The sequence below is a fragment of the Marivita sp. genome, from assembly GCF_020055635.1.
GTDB lineage: Bacteria > Pseudomonadota > Alphaproteobacteria > Rhodobacterales > Rhodobacteraceae > Marivita.
The window spans coordinates 1-12,528 of record NZ_JAIPUT010000026.1 but is presented as its reverse complement, the minus strand read 5'-3'; the positions used below and the strand labels follow the sequence as shown (position 1 = coordinate 12,528).

The window sequence follows — 12,528 nt, the reverse complement described above, 5'->3', positions numbered from 1 at the left end:
ACGCACCGCTCCCAGGGAGGAATACCGATATGCCGAAGGATCATGGCATTGGCGCAAGCCCGAAGCGGCGTGAAGACGTCCGCTTTCTGACCGGCGCCGGCAATTATACCGACGACATCAACGTGCATGGCCAGGCCTATGTGCATTTCCTGCGCTCCGATGTGGCGCATGGCAAGATCAGCAAGATCGACACCAGCGCCGCGGAAGGCATGCCCGGTGTCGTGCGCATCTTTACCGGCGCCGATTTCGAAGGCGTCGGCGGTCTGCCCTGCGGCTGGCAGGTGACCGACAAGCACGGCGAGCCGATGAAGGAACCGGCGCACCCGGTCCTGTGTCAGGGCAAAGTGCGCCACGTGGGCGATCCGATCGCCGCCGTTGTCGCCGACAGCCTCGAAGAGGCCCGCACCGCGGCCGAGGCGATTGTCGTCGATATCGAAGAGCTTCCGGCTGTGGTCGACATGGGCAAGGCGCTCGAAGCCGGCGCCACCAAGGTGCATGACGATCTGGACGACAACCTTTGCTATGACTGGCAGTTCGGCACCGACACCGAAACCACCGATGCCGCGTTCAAGAGCGCCGCGCATGTGACGACGCTGGAACTGGTGAACAACCGGCTGGTCGCCAACCCGATGGAGCCGCGCGTCGCAGTCGGGGACTATTCCCGCGCGGGTGACGATTACACGCTCTACACCACAAGCCAGAACCCGCACGTGATCCGCCTGCTGATGGGCGCCTTTGTTCTGGGCATCCCCGAACACAAGCTGCGCGTCGTGGCCCCTGACGTGGGGGGCGGTTTCGGCACCAAGATCTTCCACTACGCCGAAGAAGCGTTCTGCACCTTCGCCGCCAAGGCCTGCAACCGCCCGGTCAAATGGACCTCGACCCGCTCCGAGGCGTTCATGTCCGACGCGCATGGCCGCGACCACGTGACCAGGATCGAACTGGCGCTGGACAAGGACAACAACTTCATCGGCGTGCGCACCGACACCAAGGCCAACATGGGCGCCTACCTGTCCACCTTCTCGTCCTCGGTGCCGACATGGCTGCACGGCACGCTGATGGCCGGCAACTACAAGACCCCCGCCGTTCAGGTGAACGTCAAGGCGGTCTTCACCAACACCGTGCCGGTTGACGCCTATCGCGGGGCCGGCCGCCCCGAAGCGACGTTCCAGCTGGAGCGCGTGATCGATCAGGCCGCCCGCGAACTGGGCGTCGATCCGATCGCCCTGCGCCGCCAGAACTTCATCACGCAATTCCCCTATGCCACGCCCGTCGCCGTCGAATACGACACCGGCGATTACGAAGCGACCATGGCCAAGATGGAAGAGCTGATGGACATCCCGGGCTTTGCCGCACGCCGCGCCGAGTCCGAGAAGAAAGGCATGCTGCGCGGCCTCGGCGTCAACTGCTTCATCGAGGCCTGCGGCATCGCACCGTCGAACCTCGTGGGACAACTGGGCGCCCGCGCCGGTCTTTATGACGCCGCAACCGTCCGGGTAAACGCCACCGGCTCGATCTCGGTGATGGTCGGCGCACACAGCCACGGGCAGGGGCATGAAACCGTGTTCCCGCAGGTCGTGGCCGAAATGCTCGGCATCGACGAAAGCATGATCGACATCGTGCATGGCGACACGTCGAAGATCCCCTTCGGCATGGGCACCTACGGCTCGCGCAGCCTCGCGGTCTGCGGATCGGCGATGGTGCGCGCGACCGAGAAGATCATCAACAAGGCCAAGAAGATCGCCGGCCACCTGTTGGAGGCCTCCGACAGCGATATCGAGCTCAAGGACGGCATGTTCAGCGTGGCTGGCACCGACAAGTCGGTCGCCTGGGGGGATGTGACCCTCGCGGCCTACGTGCCGCACAACTACCCGCTGGAAGAGATCGAACCAGGGCTCGAGGAAACCGCCTTCTACGATCCGGCGAACTTCACCTACCCGGCAGGCGCCTATGCCTGCGAGGTCGAGGTCGATCCCGAGACCGGCAAGGTCACCATCGAAAAATTCGTCTCGGCGGATGATTTCGGCAACGTGGTCAACCCGATGATCGTCGAAGGCCAGGTTCATGGCGGCATCGCACAGGGCATCGGTCAGGCGCTTCTGGAGAACTGCGCCTATGACGAAAACGGCCAGCTGCTGAGCGCGTCCTACATGGATTACGCCATGCCGCGTGCGGACGACATCCCGCACATGGCGCATTACGTGGTCGACCATTCCTGCCAGACACCCTGCACGCACAACCCGCTGGGCGTCAAAGGCTGCGGCGAGGCCGGGGCCATCGGCTCACCACCCACGGTGGTGAACGCGGTGATCGACGCGCTGCACTCGGGGGGTCACACCCACGTTTCCCACATTGACATGCCCGTGTCGCCCTCGCGCGTCTGGGCAGCGATGAACGGCCAATAAGGAGGGCTGAGCACATGTATAGCTTTGACATTCAACGGCCCACATCGGTCGCCGACGCCGTGGCGGCCCTGGGCACCGACGAGGCGCTGCCGCTGGGCGGCGGTCAGACCCTGATCCCGACGCTGAAACAGCGCCTCTCGGCGCCGTCCGTGCTGGTCAGCCTGACCGGCATCGCGGACATCAAGGGCGTCTGCACCGCCGACGATGGCGCGCTTTGCATCGGGGGTGGAACGACCCATGCCACCGTGGCCAGAGAGGCCTCCTCCTATCCGGGCCTTGCGGCTTTGGCGGGCAATATCGGTGATCCGGCGGTCCGCAATCGCGGCACCATCGGCGGCAGCGTGGCCAACAACGACCCGTCCGCCTGCTATCCGGCGGCGGTTCTGGCCTCGGGCGCGACTGTCGTGACCAACAACCGGTCCATCGCGGCGGACGACTACTTCCAGGGGATGTTCGCCACCGCGCTCGACGAGGGTGAGATCGTCACCGAGGTCCGCTTCCCGGTGCCCGAGAAATCCTGCTACATGAAGTTCGAACAACCCGCCTCGCGCTTTGCGCTGGTCGGCGTGTTCGTCGCCAAATACGCCGATGGCGTGCGGGTCGCCGTGACCGGCGCGTCGGAAGACGGCGTGTTCCGCTGGACCGAGGCGGAAGAGGCGCTGTCGGCGAATTTTGCACCGGAGGCCGTGGACGGCCTGTCGGTGTCCGGCGATGGCATGATCTCGGACCTGCATGGCTCCGGCGCCTACCGGGCGCATCTGGTCGGCGTGATGACCAAGCGGGCGGTTGCTGCCGCAAGCTGATCCGGTCCAGGCGGATGACAGGAAAACCCCGGTCCATCGACCGGGGTTTTTCATGGGATGAACAGGCTGCGTCGACGCATCGTCCGGAACGCGTCGACGCGCTGGCGATTTTCCATCGATGGAAAATCCTGGGGGCTCTGCCCCCAGACCCCCGGGATATTTTCGAACCGGAGAGGATCAGAGTGTCTGCACGTTTCCGTCCGCATCGACCATCGTGATGCGGTGCAGTTTCGCCCGAACCTTCAACCGTCGCAGCGCGTCGCGGTTCATGAACACGGCCGCCGTCGACAGCGCATCCGCCATGGTGGCCGACGGCGCTTCGATGCTGATGGTCGACCAGAGCGGGATCTCGTTCCGGGGTCCGAGGATATGCCCCTGGTCCCCCAGTTGCAGCGCCCCCGGGCTCGAGGTGGCAATCGCCATGTTGCGCAGCTGACGGGTGCCAAGATGGCCATGGTCCGGATCGGCGAGACCCAGCGTGAACGGTCCGCCAAGCGCCACCTGTTCGCCGATATTCACCAGCGCCGTCTCGGCACCGTGCCGCTTGAGAAGAAGCGACATCACATCGGTGGCGAAGCCCTGCGCGATGCCGTTCAGGGTCAGCGCCTGACCGCTCTGCAATTCGACCATCCGCTTGGAATAGCGCACCCGGTGCCAGCCCAGCGCCCGGCGGGCGATCTCGACATCATGCCCCAGGGCAAGTGCCTGCCAGACCGGCTGCACCGTCGGATCGAACAGCCCGTCGGTCAGGCGATGCGCCTCGTCCGCGCGGGACAGCAGACGGTACATCAGCCCGGTCGGCGCGCGCAGGCGCCCCATCATGTTGAGCCGCGACAGGTGCGACATCGGTTTGAACAGGCTGAAGGTGTTTTCGATATTGGTCAGCATGTTCGGCACGTCCGCCAGTGCCCGCTGCGTCAGGTCGCGGGGGCCATGCAGGGTGATCGACACATCCGCGCCAAGGGCGCGGCCCGACCATGTGTCGGCATGTGCAAGCGCCGGGGCGCAGGCAAAGGCGGCGGAAAGGGAAAGGAATCTGCGGCGGTTCATTCGGCTGGCACCGTATTGGGATGGCCCAGGTCACGCGACGCGCGGCGCGCGGTCCGGCCCCTGAGGATCAGGGGCACGCATTGATCCGCGTCGTCGTGAATCGTCACGCAATCAAGGCACTGGAAACATTCGGAATACTGGATCGCTCCGTCCCGGGCGATGGACCCGTATTTACACTTCACCTTGCACAATTGACAGGGCGCACCGCATTCGATGCGCCGTGGAATCCAGCGCCGTAGCCGAATTGCACCACCGATGGCCATGAGCGCCCCCAGCGGGCAGAGATAGCGGCAGAATCCCTTGAACACGAACAGACCCAGCACCAGCCACAGCGCGGCGTAGGCGACGTAATACCATTCGCGCAGGAAGAAAGTGGTGATCGCCGTCTTGAACGGCTCGATCTCGGCCGCCTTGTCCATGTGGGAGGGCGCAAACAGCGTGACGCCGACCAGCCCGGCCAGGGCTGCGTATTTCAGCAGTTTCAGCCGCGCGTCCCAGCGCGCGTTCGGCTCGATCCGGGGCAGGCGCAGCAGCCGCCCGAGGTGATGCGCAAATTCCTGAAGCGCGCCGAACGGACAGAGCCAGCCGCAGAAGAGGCCGCGCCCCCAGAGCACGAAGCCGAGGATCGTCACCCCCCAGATCAAGAGCGAGAACGGATCGTAGAGCAGGAAGGCAAATGACCCGCCCGCCAGTGCGCCTTGCAGCGTCGCCAGCGGCGTGACGATGGACAACTGCCCCTGGCCCCACCAGCCGACGAAGCCCAGAACCCCCGCAAGGATCGCCAGACGCACCGGGGTGAACGCCGCCAGCCCCGCCAGCCAGCTTTGCGCGCCCAGCAGCACCGCCACGAGCCCGGCCAGGCACACTGCCAGAACGATCAAGTCGGTCTGCCGGTTGAAGATCGCCTCTTTCCAGGGCGGCAGCTTTTGCACCACCGCCGGTCTGGCATAGAACCTGTCATCGGTGACATGGGTCGCGGCCAGCTGCACCGACCCGATCTCGGGCTGGAACATCCCGTGTTCGCGCACCGCCTCGACGGTCATCGTCCACTCGCGCGTCGGATCGAAGCCCAGCCGCCGGTCGGTGCGCAGGATCATCGCCACTCCATCGTGCAACGCATCCGGCACCGCATCGCTCAGCTCCACGAAGAGATCCGCATCGCGCAGCGCCACCGGGAAGCCGTCCTGTTCCGCGCCGATCCAGTCGGGCGAGGTGTTGCGCACGAACTCTTCCGACACCAGCCCGTGCCGCCCGGTCTCGATCACCAGGATCGGCTCGTCATAGGTCGAGATCGACATGAACCGGTCGAGCTCCTCGAGCGTGTCCGCGTCCAGCAGCACCCGTGCGATGGATTTCGGCCCGACATCCGCGATCCACAGGTCAAGGTAAGGCGCATCAGGCGCGTCCAGCGCCTCGGCGTCGTCATCCTCCCAGACCGTGCCGTCAAACAGCGCCTGCACCTCGGCATTGGTCGCCACCCGCCGGGTGATCAGGCCCTGCGTCAGCAGGTCGTCCCATGTCAGCACCTCGACATGGTCCGGGTCGGGATAGGCCGGCGGCCCCGACGCGATTCCCTGCATCTTCTCGCGCGCCACCTGCAACGCGGCCGCCAATACCGACTCGTGCGCGATCCGCACCGAGGCCGTGGCCTTGGTCACGCCATCCAGATAGATCAGCCCTCCGCCCCCCGAAGACCCGCCATAGGGCGTGCCGACCACCAGAGAGTCACTGATCGAATGGCCGCGATACTGCTCGAAAAAGGCGTGAAACGGCGCCTCGCCCAATCCGCTCACGAAGATCGGCTCGTTATGGGTCAGCAGCTGCACATCCAGAAACCGCCCGTCCAGATCGAGCACCACCAGCACGTTCACCGGCGCGCCGGAAAAGCCGGGCAGGGGGGCCATCGGTTCGGTCTGGAACACATATCCCGCAGGCGCGCCGCCCGAGTTCAGCAGCTCGTACACCCCGTCCTCGGAAATCTGCGCCCCAAGGCTCATCGGCGCATAGATCCGCGCCGCGATCTCCTCCTCGGTCAAGACGGCGCCAAGCGCGCAAACCGCACTCAGACACCACAGCACCGCGGCACATATCGCTCGAAAGCCTCGCATGTCCGCGACCATAGAAGCGCGCAAAGCCCGGCCCTATTGGACCTTGGTCCAAGAGCCACGCGCCCCCGCGATCCCCTATGCTCTGCCCATGCGCGCACCCGTTCACGTCACCCTGATCTCGCTGGTCGCCCTCGGTCTGCTCTGGACGCTGGGGGCCGCCATCGCACAGGATGCCGACATCCTGCCGACACCCGTCGCGGTCTGGCAGGTGATCGCGGCCGAAAGCGCCTCCGGAGACCTCTGGCACCACATGGCCAACACCCTGCGCCGCGTCGCCCTGGCCTTTGCGCTGGCGATGGCCGTGGGCACCACGCTCGGCATCCTCCTGGGCCGGTCCGAGCGGCTCAACATGTGGTGCGACCCGTGGGTCACCGTCTTCCTGAACCTGCCCGCGCTGGTCATCATCGTGCTCTGCTACCTCTGGATCGGGTTGAACGAGGTCGCGGCCATCATTGCCGTCGCCCTCAACAAGACCGCGATGGTTACCGTCACGATCCGCGAAGGCGTCCGCACGCTGGACCGGGGCGTGGGCGACATGGCACAGGTCTACCGCCTGAGCCCCATGACCCGCCTGCGCCACGTGATCTGGCCCCAGCTTGGACCCTTCGTCGCCACCAGCACCCGCAACGGACTGGCCGTGATCTGGAAAATCGTGCTGGTGGTCGAGTTCCTGGGCCGCTCCAACGGCGTCGGCTTCCAGATCCACCTCTATTTTCAGCTCTTCGACACCGCGACCGTCATGGCCTACGCGCTGGCCTTCACCGGTGTGATGCTGAGCATCGAGTACGGGCTGGTGCAACAATGGGAGCGGCGGTCGAGCGTGTGGCGGCGGGTTTGAAATGTGCGGTGCGTGATGTCACGCACGCTACACAGGATAGATTCCGTAGGGTGCGTGCTCGCACGCACCATTCACCCCTCAACCAAACAATCCCGGCGCACACTCGAAAACGCCCAATCCTCCGGTCTCTCCACCAATCCATGTTTCACCGGGTTCACCCAACAATACCGCAAATGGGCTGCAAAATCCGCCTCATCCCGTATGTGATGCTCCCAAAACCGGCGTTGCCACACACCGCGCTCCTGTCGTCTGACATGGCTTGCACGCAATGCACCCATGGGAACCCCGCGTGAAAACCGCGACTTGATCAAGCGCCACCGCGTCGGATAGTCCGTATCACCGCCGGGCAATCGCCAGATGCAATGCATGTGATCGGGCAGGACAACCCAGGCATCTATTTCGAAAGGTCTTTCGGTTTTCGTCTGACGGACTGCTTGCCGCAGAAGGTCGATTTCCCGGATGAGCAGGTCGCTGTTTCGATCCGCCAAGGTCACGGTAAAGAAGATCGGGACATTGGTGAGTTTCGGGCGACGGTAGTTGGGCATGGCCGAACCATGTCGGTGCATGGTTTAATATGTGGTGAAGGTGGTGCGTGAAATCACGCACCCTACACCCGTCCTGTAGGGTGCATGCTCGCACGCACCGTCACCATCATCCCCCATGACCTTCCCCCAAACCCGTGCTACACCGCCCTTCAAACCACCACCAAAGGGCATCCCAATGGCCAAGACCCCGACCGGCAAGACCCCAGACGGCAAGAACACCTCCGGGCGCGGACAGCGTGACCTCAAGGTCAAGGTCAAGTCCGCCCGGGGCCGCAAGCTGTCCTCGACCCGCTGGCTCCAGCGGCAGTTGAACGACCCGTATGTCAAGCGCGCCCATGCCGAGGGCTACCGGGGCCGCGCCGCCTACAAGATTCTTGAACTGGACGAAAAGTACCGCTTCCTCGTCCCCGGCGCCCGTGTGGTCGATCTGGGCGCGGCCCCCGGTGGCTGGTGCCAGGTCGCCGTCAAACGGGTGAACGCGCTTGGCGAGAAGCCGGGCAAGAAGATCGGCACCGTCCTCGGCATCGACCTGCAGGAGATGGAGCCGATTGCCGGCTGCGAACTGCACCAGCTCGACTTCCTAGACGAGGGCGCCGACGATCAGGTCAAGGAGTGGCTTGGCGGTGCCGCCGATGTCGTCATGTCCGACATGGCCGCGTCAAGCTCGGGCCACAAGCAGACCGACCATTTGCGCATCATCAACCTGTGTGAAACCGCCGCCCATTTCGCCTTCGACGTTCTCGAAGAGGGCGGCACATTTGTTGCCAAGGTCCTCGCCGGCGGGGCAGAGGGCGAGTTGCAGAAGCTGCTCAAGCAGCGCTTCACCAAGGTGGTGAACGTCAAGCCGCCGGCGTCGAGATCCGACAGTTCCGAGAAATTCGTCGTCGCGACCGGCTTCAAGGGGTAACCGTACGGATGAACCGTACGGGAACGGCCCTATCGTACGGTTGAAATGTACGGTTCGACCGTACGAAGCGACCGAACCGCACGGTCCCGCAGGTGCAGGGCCACGTCATGGGGCAGGGCGTCCGGCATCTCTCCTGCATCGCGCAAGAGCGTCTGGACATTGTGCTGGCGGTGCAGTTCGAACAGCCTCTGCCAACGCGGCGCGGCGGCCTTCAGGTCTGGATAATGTCGCATGAAGCCTCCCCAGGCGGTCTGACATGATCTCGTGCATAGCCGCGCAATGTGGCGGATTCATGTTTGTTTCTGGGCGGTTAGGCTGGGGTTCATTTCCGTGCCGCGGATCGGAAAACCGTTGCACTCGGCCCGGTTTGCGCCCAGTCTCGCGTCAAGGACAGGGGGGACGCCATGCCATTGACCATGACCCGAGAGGTCTTCATCACCTGCGCCATCACCGGCTCGGCCAACACGCAGGATCGCAGCCCGCATGTTCCGCGATCCCCCAAACAGATCGCTGAGTCCGCAATAGACGCCGCAAAAGCCGGCGCGGCCATCGTGCACTGTCATGTACGCGATCCCGAAACCGGTGCGCCATCGCGAAAAGTTGAATATTATCGGGAGGTTACGGATCGCATCCGCGATGCCGAGGTGGATGTCGTGCTCAACCTCACCGCCGGAATGGGCGGCGGCATCACCTTCGGTCCGACCGAGAAACCGCTTCCCGTGGACCCCGACGGCACCGATCTGGTGGGTGCCACAGAGCGCGTCGCCCACATCGCCGAATGCCTCCCCGAGATCTGCACGCTCGATTGCGGCACGATGAATTTCGCCGAAGACGATTATGTCATGACCAACACCCCCGGCACGCTCCGGGCGATGGGCCGGATGATGACCGAGCTTGGTGTAAAGCCCGAGATCGAGATTTTCGACACCGGCCACCTCTGGTTCGCCAGGGAACTGGTGAAGGAGGGCATCCTCGACGATCCGGCCCTGGTCCAGCTTTGCATGGGAGTCCCCTGGGGCGCGCCGAATGACCTCAACACCTTGATGGCATTGGTCAACAACCTTCCCGAGCACTGGACCTTCAGCGCCTTTTCGCTGGGCCGCAACCAGATGCCCTATGTGGCGGCCGCCGTGCTGGCCGGGGGCCATGTGCGCGTCGGGCTGGAAGACAACCTCTGGCTCGAGAAGGGCGTTCTGGCGACCAACGCGCAACTGGTCGAGCGGGCCGTCGGCATCGTCGAGGGCATGGGCGCCAGGGTCATGGGGCCGCAAGCCGTGCGCGACATGCTGGGCCTGACCAAACGCGCACCGGGGGGGTGAACCATGGCGGTCATTCTTTGTTATGGCGACAGCAACACGCATGGCACCAAGCCGCTCACGCAACTGGGCGCGTTTGCGCGTCACGCGCCGGGGGATCGTTGGCCCGACGTGATGGCCAATGCCCTGGGCCCCGATCACACGGTGCTTTCGGAAGGGTTGCCTGGCCGCACGACGGTACATGACGACCCGGTGGAAGGGGGGATGCGCAACGGTCTCACCGTGCTGCCGGCGATCCTGCACAGCCACACCCCGATCGACCTGATGATCCTGATGCTTGGGACAAACGACCTGAAACACCGCTTTTCAGTCACGGCGTTCGAGATCGCCCGGTCACTGGAACGCCTGGTGCAGGTCACACGCGCCGAGTCCGTGGTGGCAGACATCCTGCTGGTCTCACCGGTGCCGGTTCAGGAGGCGGGCATTCTCAGGGACGTCTTCGCCGGGGCCGAGGCGCGCCAGCAGGGGTTGGCGGATCACGTCGCGGCGGCGGCCGGACGGCAAGGCGTCGGATTTTTCGATGCTGGTTCGGCGGCACGGGTTTCGCCCGATGACGGCGTGCATTGGGAGGCAAGCGCGCACCACGCCTTGGGGGCGGCGATGGCCAAAGACGTTCTGGCGCGGCTCGCATGACGCGGATCGCGGCGATCATCGGGGGCGGCGTGATAGGCGCTGGCTGGGCTGCGCGGTTTGCCCTGATGGGCTGGGAGGTGCGCGTCTTCGACCCGGACCCCGACGCAGAGCGCAAGATCGCCGAGGTCATGACCAATGCCGCGCGGGTGTTGCCGATGCTCTATGAGGCCCCGATGCCAAGGCGCGGCGCGATCACCTGCGTGACGACGCTGGCCGAAGCGGTGTCGGGGGCCGAGTGGATACAGGAAAGCGTGCCGGAACGGCGCGATCTCAAGCACAGGGTCATTGCCGAGATACAGGCGACTTGTCCCGGGGATGCGGTTCTGGCCTCTTCGACCTCGGGGTTCAAACCGTCCGAGTTGCAGCAGGGCGCTGCCCGCCCCAGCCAGATCATGGTCGCGCATCCCTTCAACCCGGTCTACCTGTTGCCGCTCGTGGAGCTGGTCCCAAGTGCCGCGTCGGATGCCGACATCATTGCCCGCGCCAGGCAGATCCTCACCGAGATCGGCATGTATCCTCTCCATGTCCGCGCGGAAATAGACGCGCATATCGCCGACCGCCTGCTCGAAGCCGTCTGGCGCGAGGCGCTGTGGCTGGTCAGGGATGGCATCGCCACGACCGAAGAGATCGACAACGCCATCCGTTACGGGTTCGGTCTGCGTTGGGCGCAGATGGGCCTGTTCGAGACATATCGGGTGGCGGGGGGCGAAGCGGGCATGCGGCATTTCCTGGCGCAGTTCGGGCCCTGCCTGCAATGGCCCTGGACCAGGCTGACCGATGTGCCGGAGTTCACCGATGCCCTGGTCGACCTGATCGCCGACCAGTCCGACGCCCAGTCCGGCCATCTGGGCATCCGCGACCTGGAACGCCTGCGCGACGACAACCTTGTCGCCATCCTGCGCGCGCTGAAACAACAGGGGGCGGCGGCGGGCAAGCTGATCCTCGATCATGACATCGCGCTGCGGGGGCCGCTTCGAGACGAGGCCCCGCTGGTCACGGTGCGGCGCGTGGTGCCGGTGGACTGGACCGACATCAACGGACATATGAACGAGGGTCGCTACGGCCAGGTGTTCAGCGATGCTTCGGAGGAGTTGATGACCCATATCGGCGCGGACCGCGCCTATGTCGCTGCGGGCCACAGCTATTTCACCGCCGAAACCACGATCAAGTATCTGGCCGAGACCCACGCGGGCGAGACCATCACCGTGACGACCCGTGTGACCGCCGGGCAGGGCAGGAAGCTCCGCCTCTGGCACGAGATGCACCGTGCGGCGGATGGGGCGGTGCTGGCGACCTGCAACCAGTTCCTGCTGCACGTGTCGCTGGAAACCCGCCGGTCCTGTCCGCCGCTGCCGCATGTCGCCGAAGCCGTGGAGCGCCTGGCGGCTGCACACGCCGCCGCGGATTGATGACCTTGGCGAGATTTTGGGGGAAAGCCGCATCCGACTCGGACAAGCGGAGCGCGGGATCCGGTCGTCCGGGGGCGTGACTCGGACCGAGTCCCGAAGCTTCCGCAGGGGCAGGTGTGGGTAAGCCTGTGGATAAGGTCGAAGGCATGTCACAGGACATCGATCTGGTGTTCCGCGCCTCCCCGCAGGTCAGCGATTTGGGTAAGAATAAGCGTTCCAAAGCAATGGGTTGCGAGAGAGTTTAACTTTTTTATGAAATTCCCAAGATTTCTGCTTGCGGTCCTGCGGTCCCGACTCTAAATACCCCTTCACCGGCGGCGCTGAGGCGCGGGACGGGACGCCAGACGGGGCGGTTGGTTGGAAGACTGGTCGCAGACGAGGTGGATAATTCAGGGGTATATCAGGGCGGGCGCGCCGATAGTATAGGGCGCACTGGTCTGGTTGTTTGTCTTCTGGGTTGCTCTTTGACATTGCTAATATCTGAAGAGATATGCGGGCGGTTTGGTTTGTTTCG

General features: G+C 64.6%; 11 protein-coding genes. 8 read left to right on the top strand and 3 right to left on the bottom strand.

Annotated elements, in window-relative coordinates; genetic code table 11:
- The first annotated feature begins 29 nt into the window (after positions 1-29).
- Together LCF60_RS13230 and LCF60_RS13225 are read left to right on the top strand one after the other, a co-directional pair.
- Positions 30-2,405: a xanthine dehydrogenase family protein molybdopterin-binding subunit gene (locus tag LCF60_RS13230; protein WP_292292357.1), complete on the top strand. Its 2,376-nt coding sequence runs from the start codon at positions 30-32 to the stop codon at positions 2,403-2,405.
- Between the two features lie 14 nt (positions 2,406-2,419).
- Entirely contained in the window at positions 2,420-3,208 is a 789-nt protein-coding gene (locus tag LCF60_RS13225; RefSeq protein WP_292292355.1) for a xanthine dehydrogenase family protein subunit M, read from the top strand.
- 177 nt (positions 3,209-3,385) lie between these two features.
- On the opposite strand, the gene LCF60_RS13220 is transcribed toward LCF60_RS13225, so the two are convergent.
- Together LCF60_RS13220 and LCF60_RS13215 are read right to left on the bottom strand one after the other, a co-directional pair.
- Positions 3,386-4,258: an FAD:protein FMN transferase gene (locus tag LCF60_RS13220; protein ID WP_292292353.1), complete on the bottom strand. Its 873-nt coding sequence runs from the start codon at positions 4,256-4,258 to the stop codon at positions 3,386-3,388.
- Complete coding sequence (locus LCF60_RS13215; RefSeq protein WP_292292351.1) at positions 4,255-6,366, bottom strand: 4Fe-4S binding protein; 2,112 nt, start codon at positions 6,364-6,366, stop codon at positions 4,255-4,257. The genes LCF60_RS13220 and LCF60_RS13215 overlap by 4 nt, the downstream gene beginning before the upstream one ends.
- On the opposite strand from LCF60_RS13215, the gene LCF60_RS13210 reads away from it, so the two are divergent.
- From LCF60_RS13210 to LCF60_RS13200, 3 genes are all read left to right on the top strand, one after another.
- Positions 6,365-7,204: an ABC transporter permease gene (locus tag LCF60_RS13210; RefSeq protein WP_363318416.1), complete on the top strand. Its 840-nt coding sequence runs from the start codon at positions 6,365-6,367 to the stop codon at positions 7,202-7,204. The two genes, LCF60_RS13215 and LCF60_RS13210, sit on opposite strands and share 2 nt — an antisense overlap.
- A 362-nt stretch (positions 7,205-7,566) precedes the next feature.
- Positions 7,567-7,800, top strand: coding sequence for a hypothetical protein (locus tag LCF60_RS13205; protein WP_292292350.1), 234 nt, complete (start codon positions 7,567-7,569; stop codon positions 7,798-7,800).
- Between the two features lie 124 nt (positions 7,801-7,924).
- Positions 7,925-8,656 (top strand): RlmE family RNA methyltransferase, encoded by a 732-nt coding sequence (locus LCF60_RS13200; protein WP_292292348.1) that lies wholly within the window; start codon positions 7,925-7,927, stop codon positions 8,654-8,656.
- A gap of 29 nt (positions 8,657-8,685) precedes the next feature.
- Here LCF60_RS13200 and LCF60_RS13195 read toward each other — a convergent pair whose 3' ends face one another.
- Positions 8,686-8,889, bottom strand: coding sequence for a hypothetical protein (locus LCF60_RS13195; protein WP_292292346.1), 204 nt, complete (start codon positions 8,887-8,889; stop codon positions 8,686-8,688).
- Between the two features lie 171 nt (positions 8,890-9,060).
- Here LCF60_RS13195 and LCF60_RS13190 point away from each other — a divergent pair, with 171 nt between their 5' ends.
- The 3 genes from LCF60_RS13190 to LCF60_RS13180 are packed head-to-tail and all read left to right on the top strand — an operon-like array spanning position 9,061 to position 12,014.
- Positions 9,061-9,975: a 3-keto-5-aminohexanoate cleavage protein gene (locus LCF60_RS13190; RefSeq protein ID WP_292292344.1), complete on the top strand. Its 915-nt coding sequence runs from the start codon at positions 9,061-9,063 to the stop codon at positions 9,973-9,975.
- A 3-nt stretch (positions 9,976-9,978) separates the two neighbouring features.
- Complete coding sequence (locus LCF60_RS13185) at positions 9,979-10,605, top strand: SGNH/GDSL hydrolase family protein (RefSeq protein WP_292292343.1); 627 nt, start codon at positions 9,979-9,981, stop codon at positions 10,603-10,605.
- Entirely contained in the window at positions 10,602-12,014 is a 1,413-nt protein-coding gene (locus LCF60_RS13180; protein ID WP_292292341.1) for a carnitine 3-dehydrogenase, read from the top strand. Before LCF60_RS13185 ends, LCF60_RS13180 begins: the two co-directional genes overlap by 4 nt.
- Positions 12,015-12,528: the final 514 nt, after the last annotated feature.

Excerpts from the sequence above, each read along its gene's own strand:
- LCF60_RS13230 (WP_292292357.1), top strand. The coding sequence starts at position 30 with ATGCCGAAGGATCATGGCATTGGCGCAAGCCCGAAGCGGCGTGAAGAC.
- LCF60_RS13225 (WP_292292355.1), top strand. The coding sequence starts at position 2,420 with ATGTATAGCTTTGACATTCAACGGCCCACATCGGTCGCCGACGCCGTG.
- LCF60_RS13220 (WP_292292353.1), bottom strand. The coding sequence starts at position 4,258 with ATGAACCGCCGCAGATTCCTTTCCCTTTCCGCCGCCTTTGCCTGCGCC.
- LCF60_RS13210 (WP_363318416.1), top strand. The coding sequence starts at position 6,365 with ATGTCCGCGACCATAGAAGCGCGCAAAGCCCGGCCCTATTGGACCTTG.
- LCF60_RS13215 (WP_292292351.1), bottom strand. The coding sequence starts at position 6,366 with ATGCGAGGCTTTCGAGCGATATGTGCCGCGGTGCTGTGGTGTCTGAGT.
- LCF60_RS13205 (WP_292292350.1), top strand. The coding sequence starts at position 7,567 with ATGCATGTGATCGGGCAGGACAACCCAGGCATCTATTTCGAAAGGTCT.
- LCF60_RS13200 (WP_292292348.1), top strand. The coding sequence starts at position 7,925 with ATGGCCAAGACCCCGACCGGCAAGACCCCAGACGGCAAGAACACCTCC.
- LCF60_RS13195 (WP_292292346.1), bottom strand. The coding sequence starts at position 8,889 with ATGCGACATTATCCAGACCTGAAGGCCGCCGCGCCGCGTTGGCAGAGG.
- LCF60_RS13190 (WP_292292344.1), top strand. The coding sequence starts at position 9,061 with ATGCCATTGACCATGACCCGAGAGGTCTTCATCACCTGCGCCATCACC.
- LCF60_RS13185 (WP_292292343.1), top strand. The coding sequence starts at position 9,979 with ATGGCGGTCATTCTTTGTTATGGCGACAGCAACACGCATGGCACCAAG.
- LCF60_RS13180 (WP_292292341.1), top strand. The coding sequence starts at position 10,602 with ATGACGCGGATCGCGGCGATCATCGGGGGCGGCGTGATAGGCGCTGGC.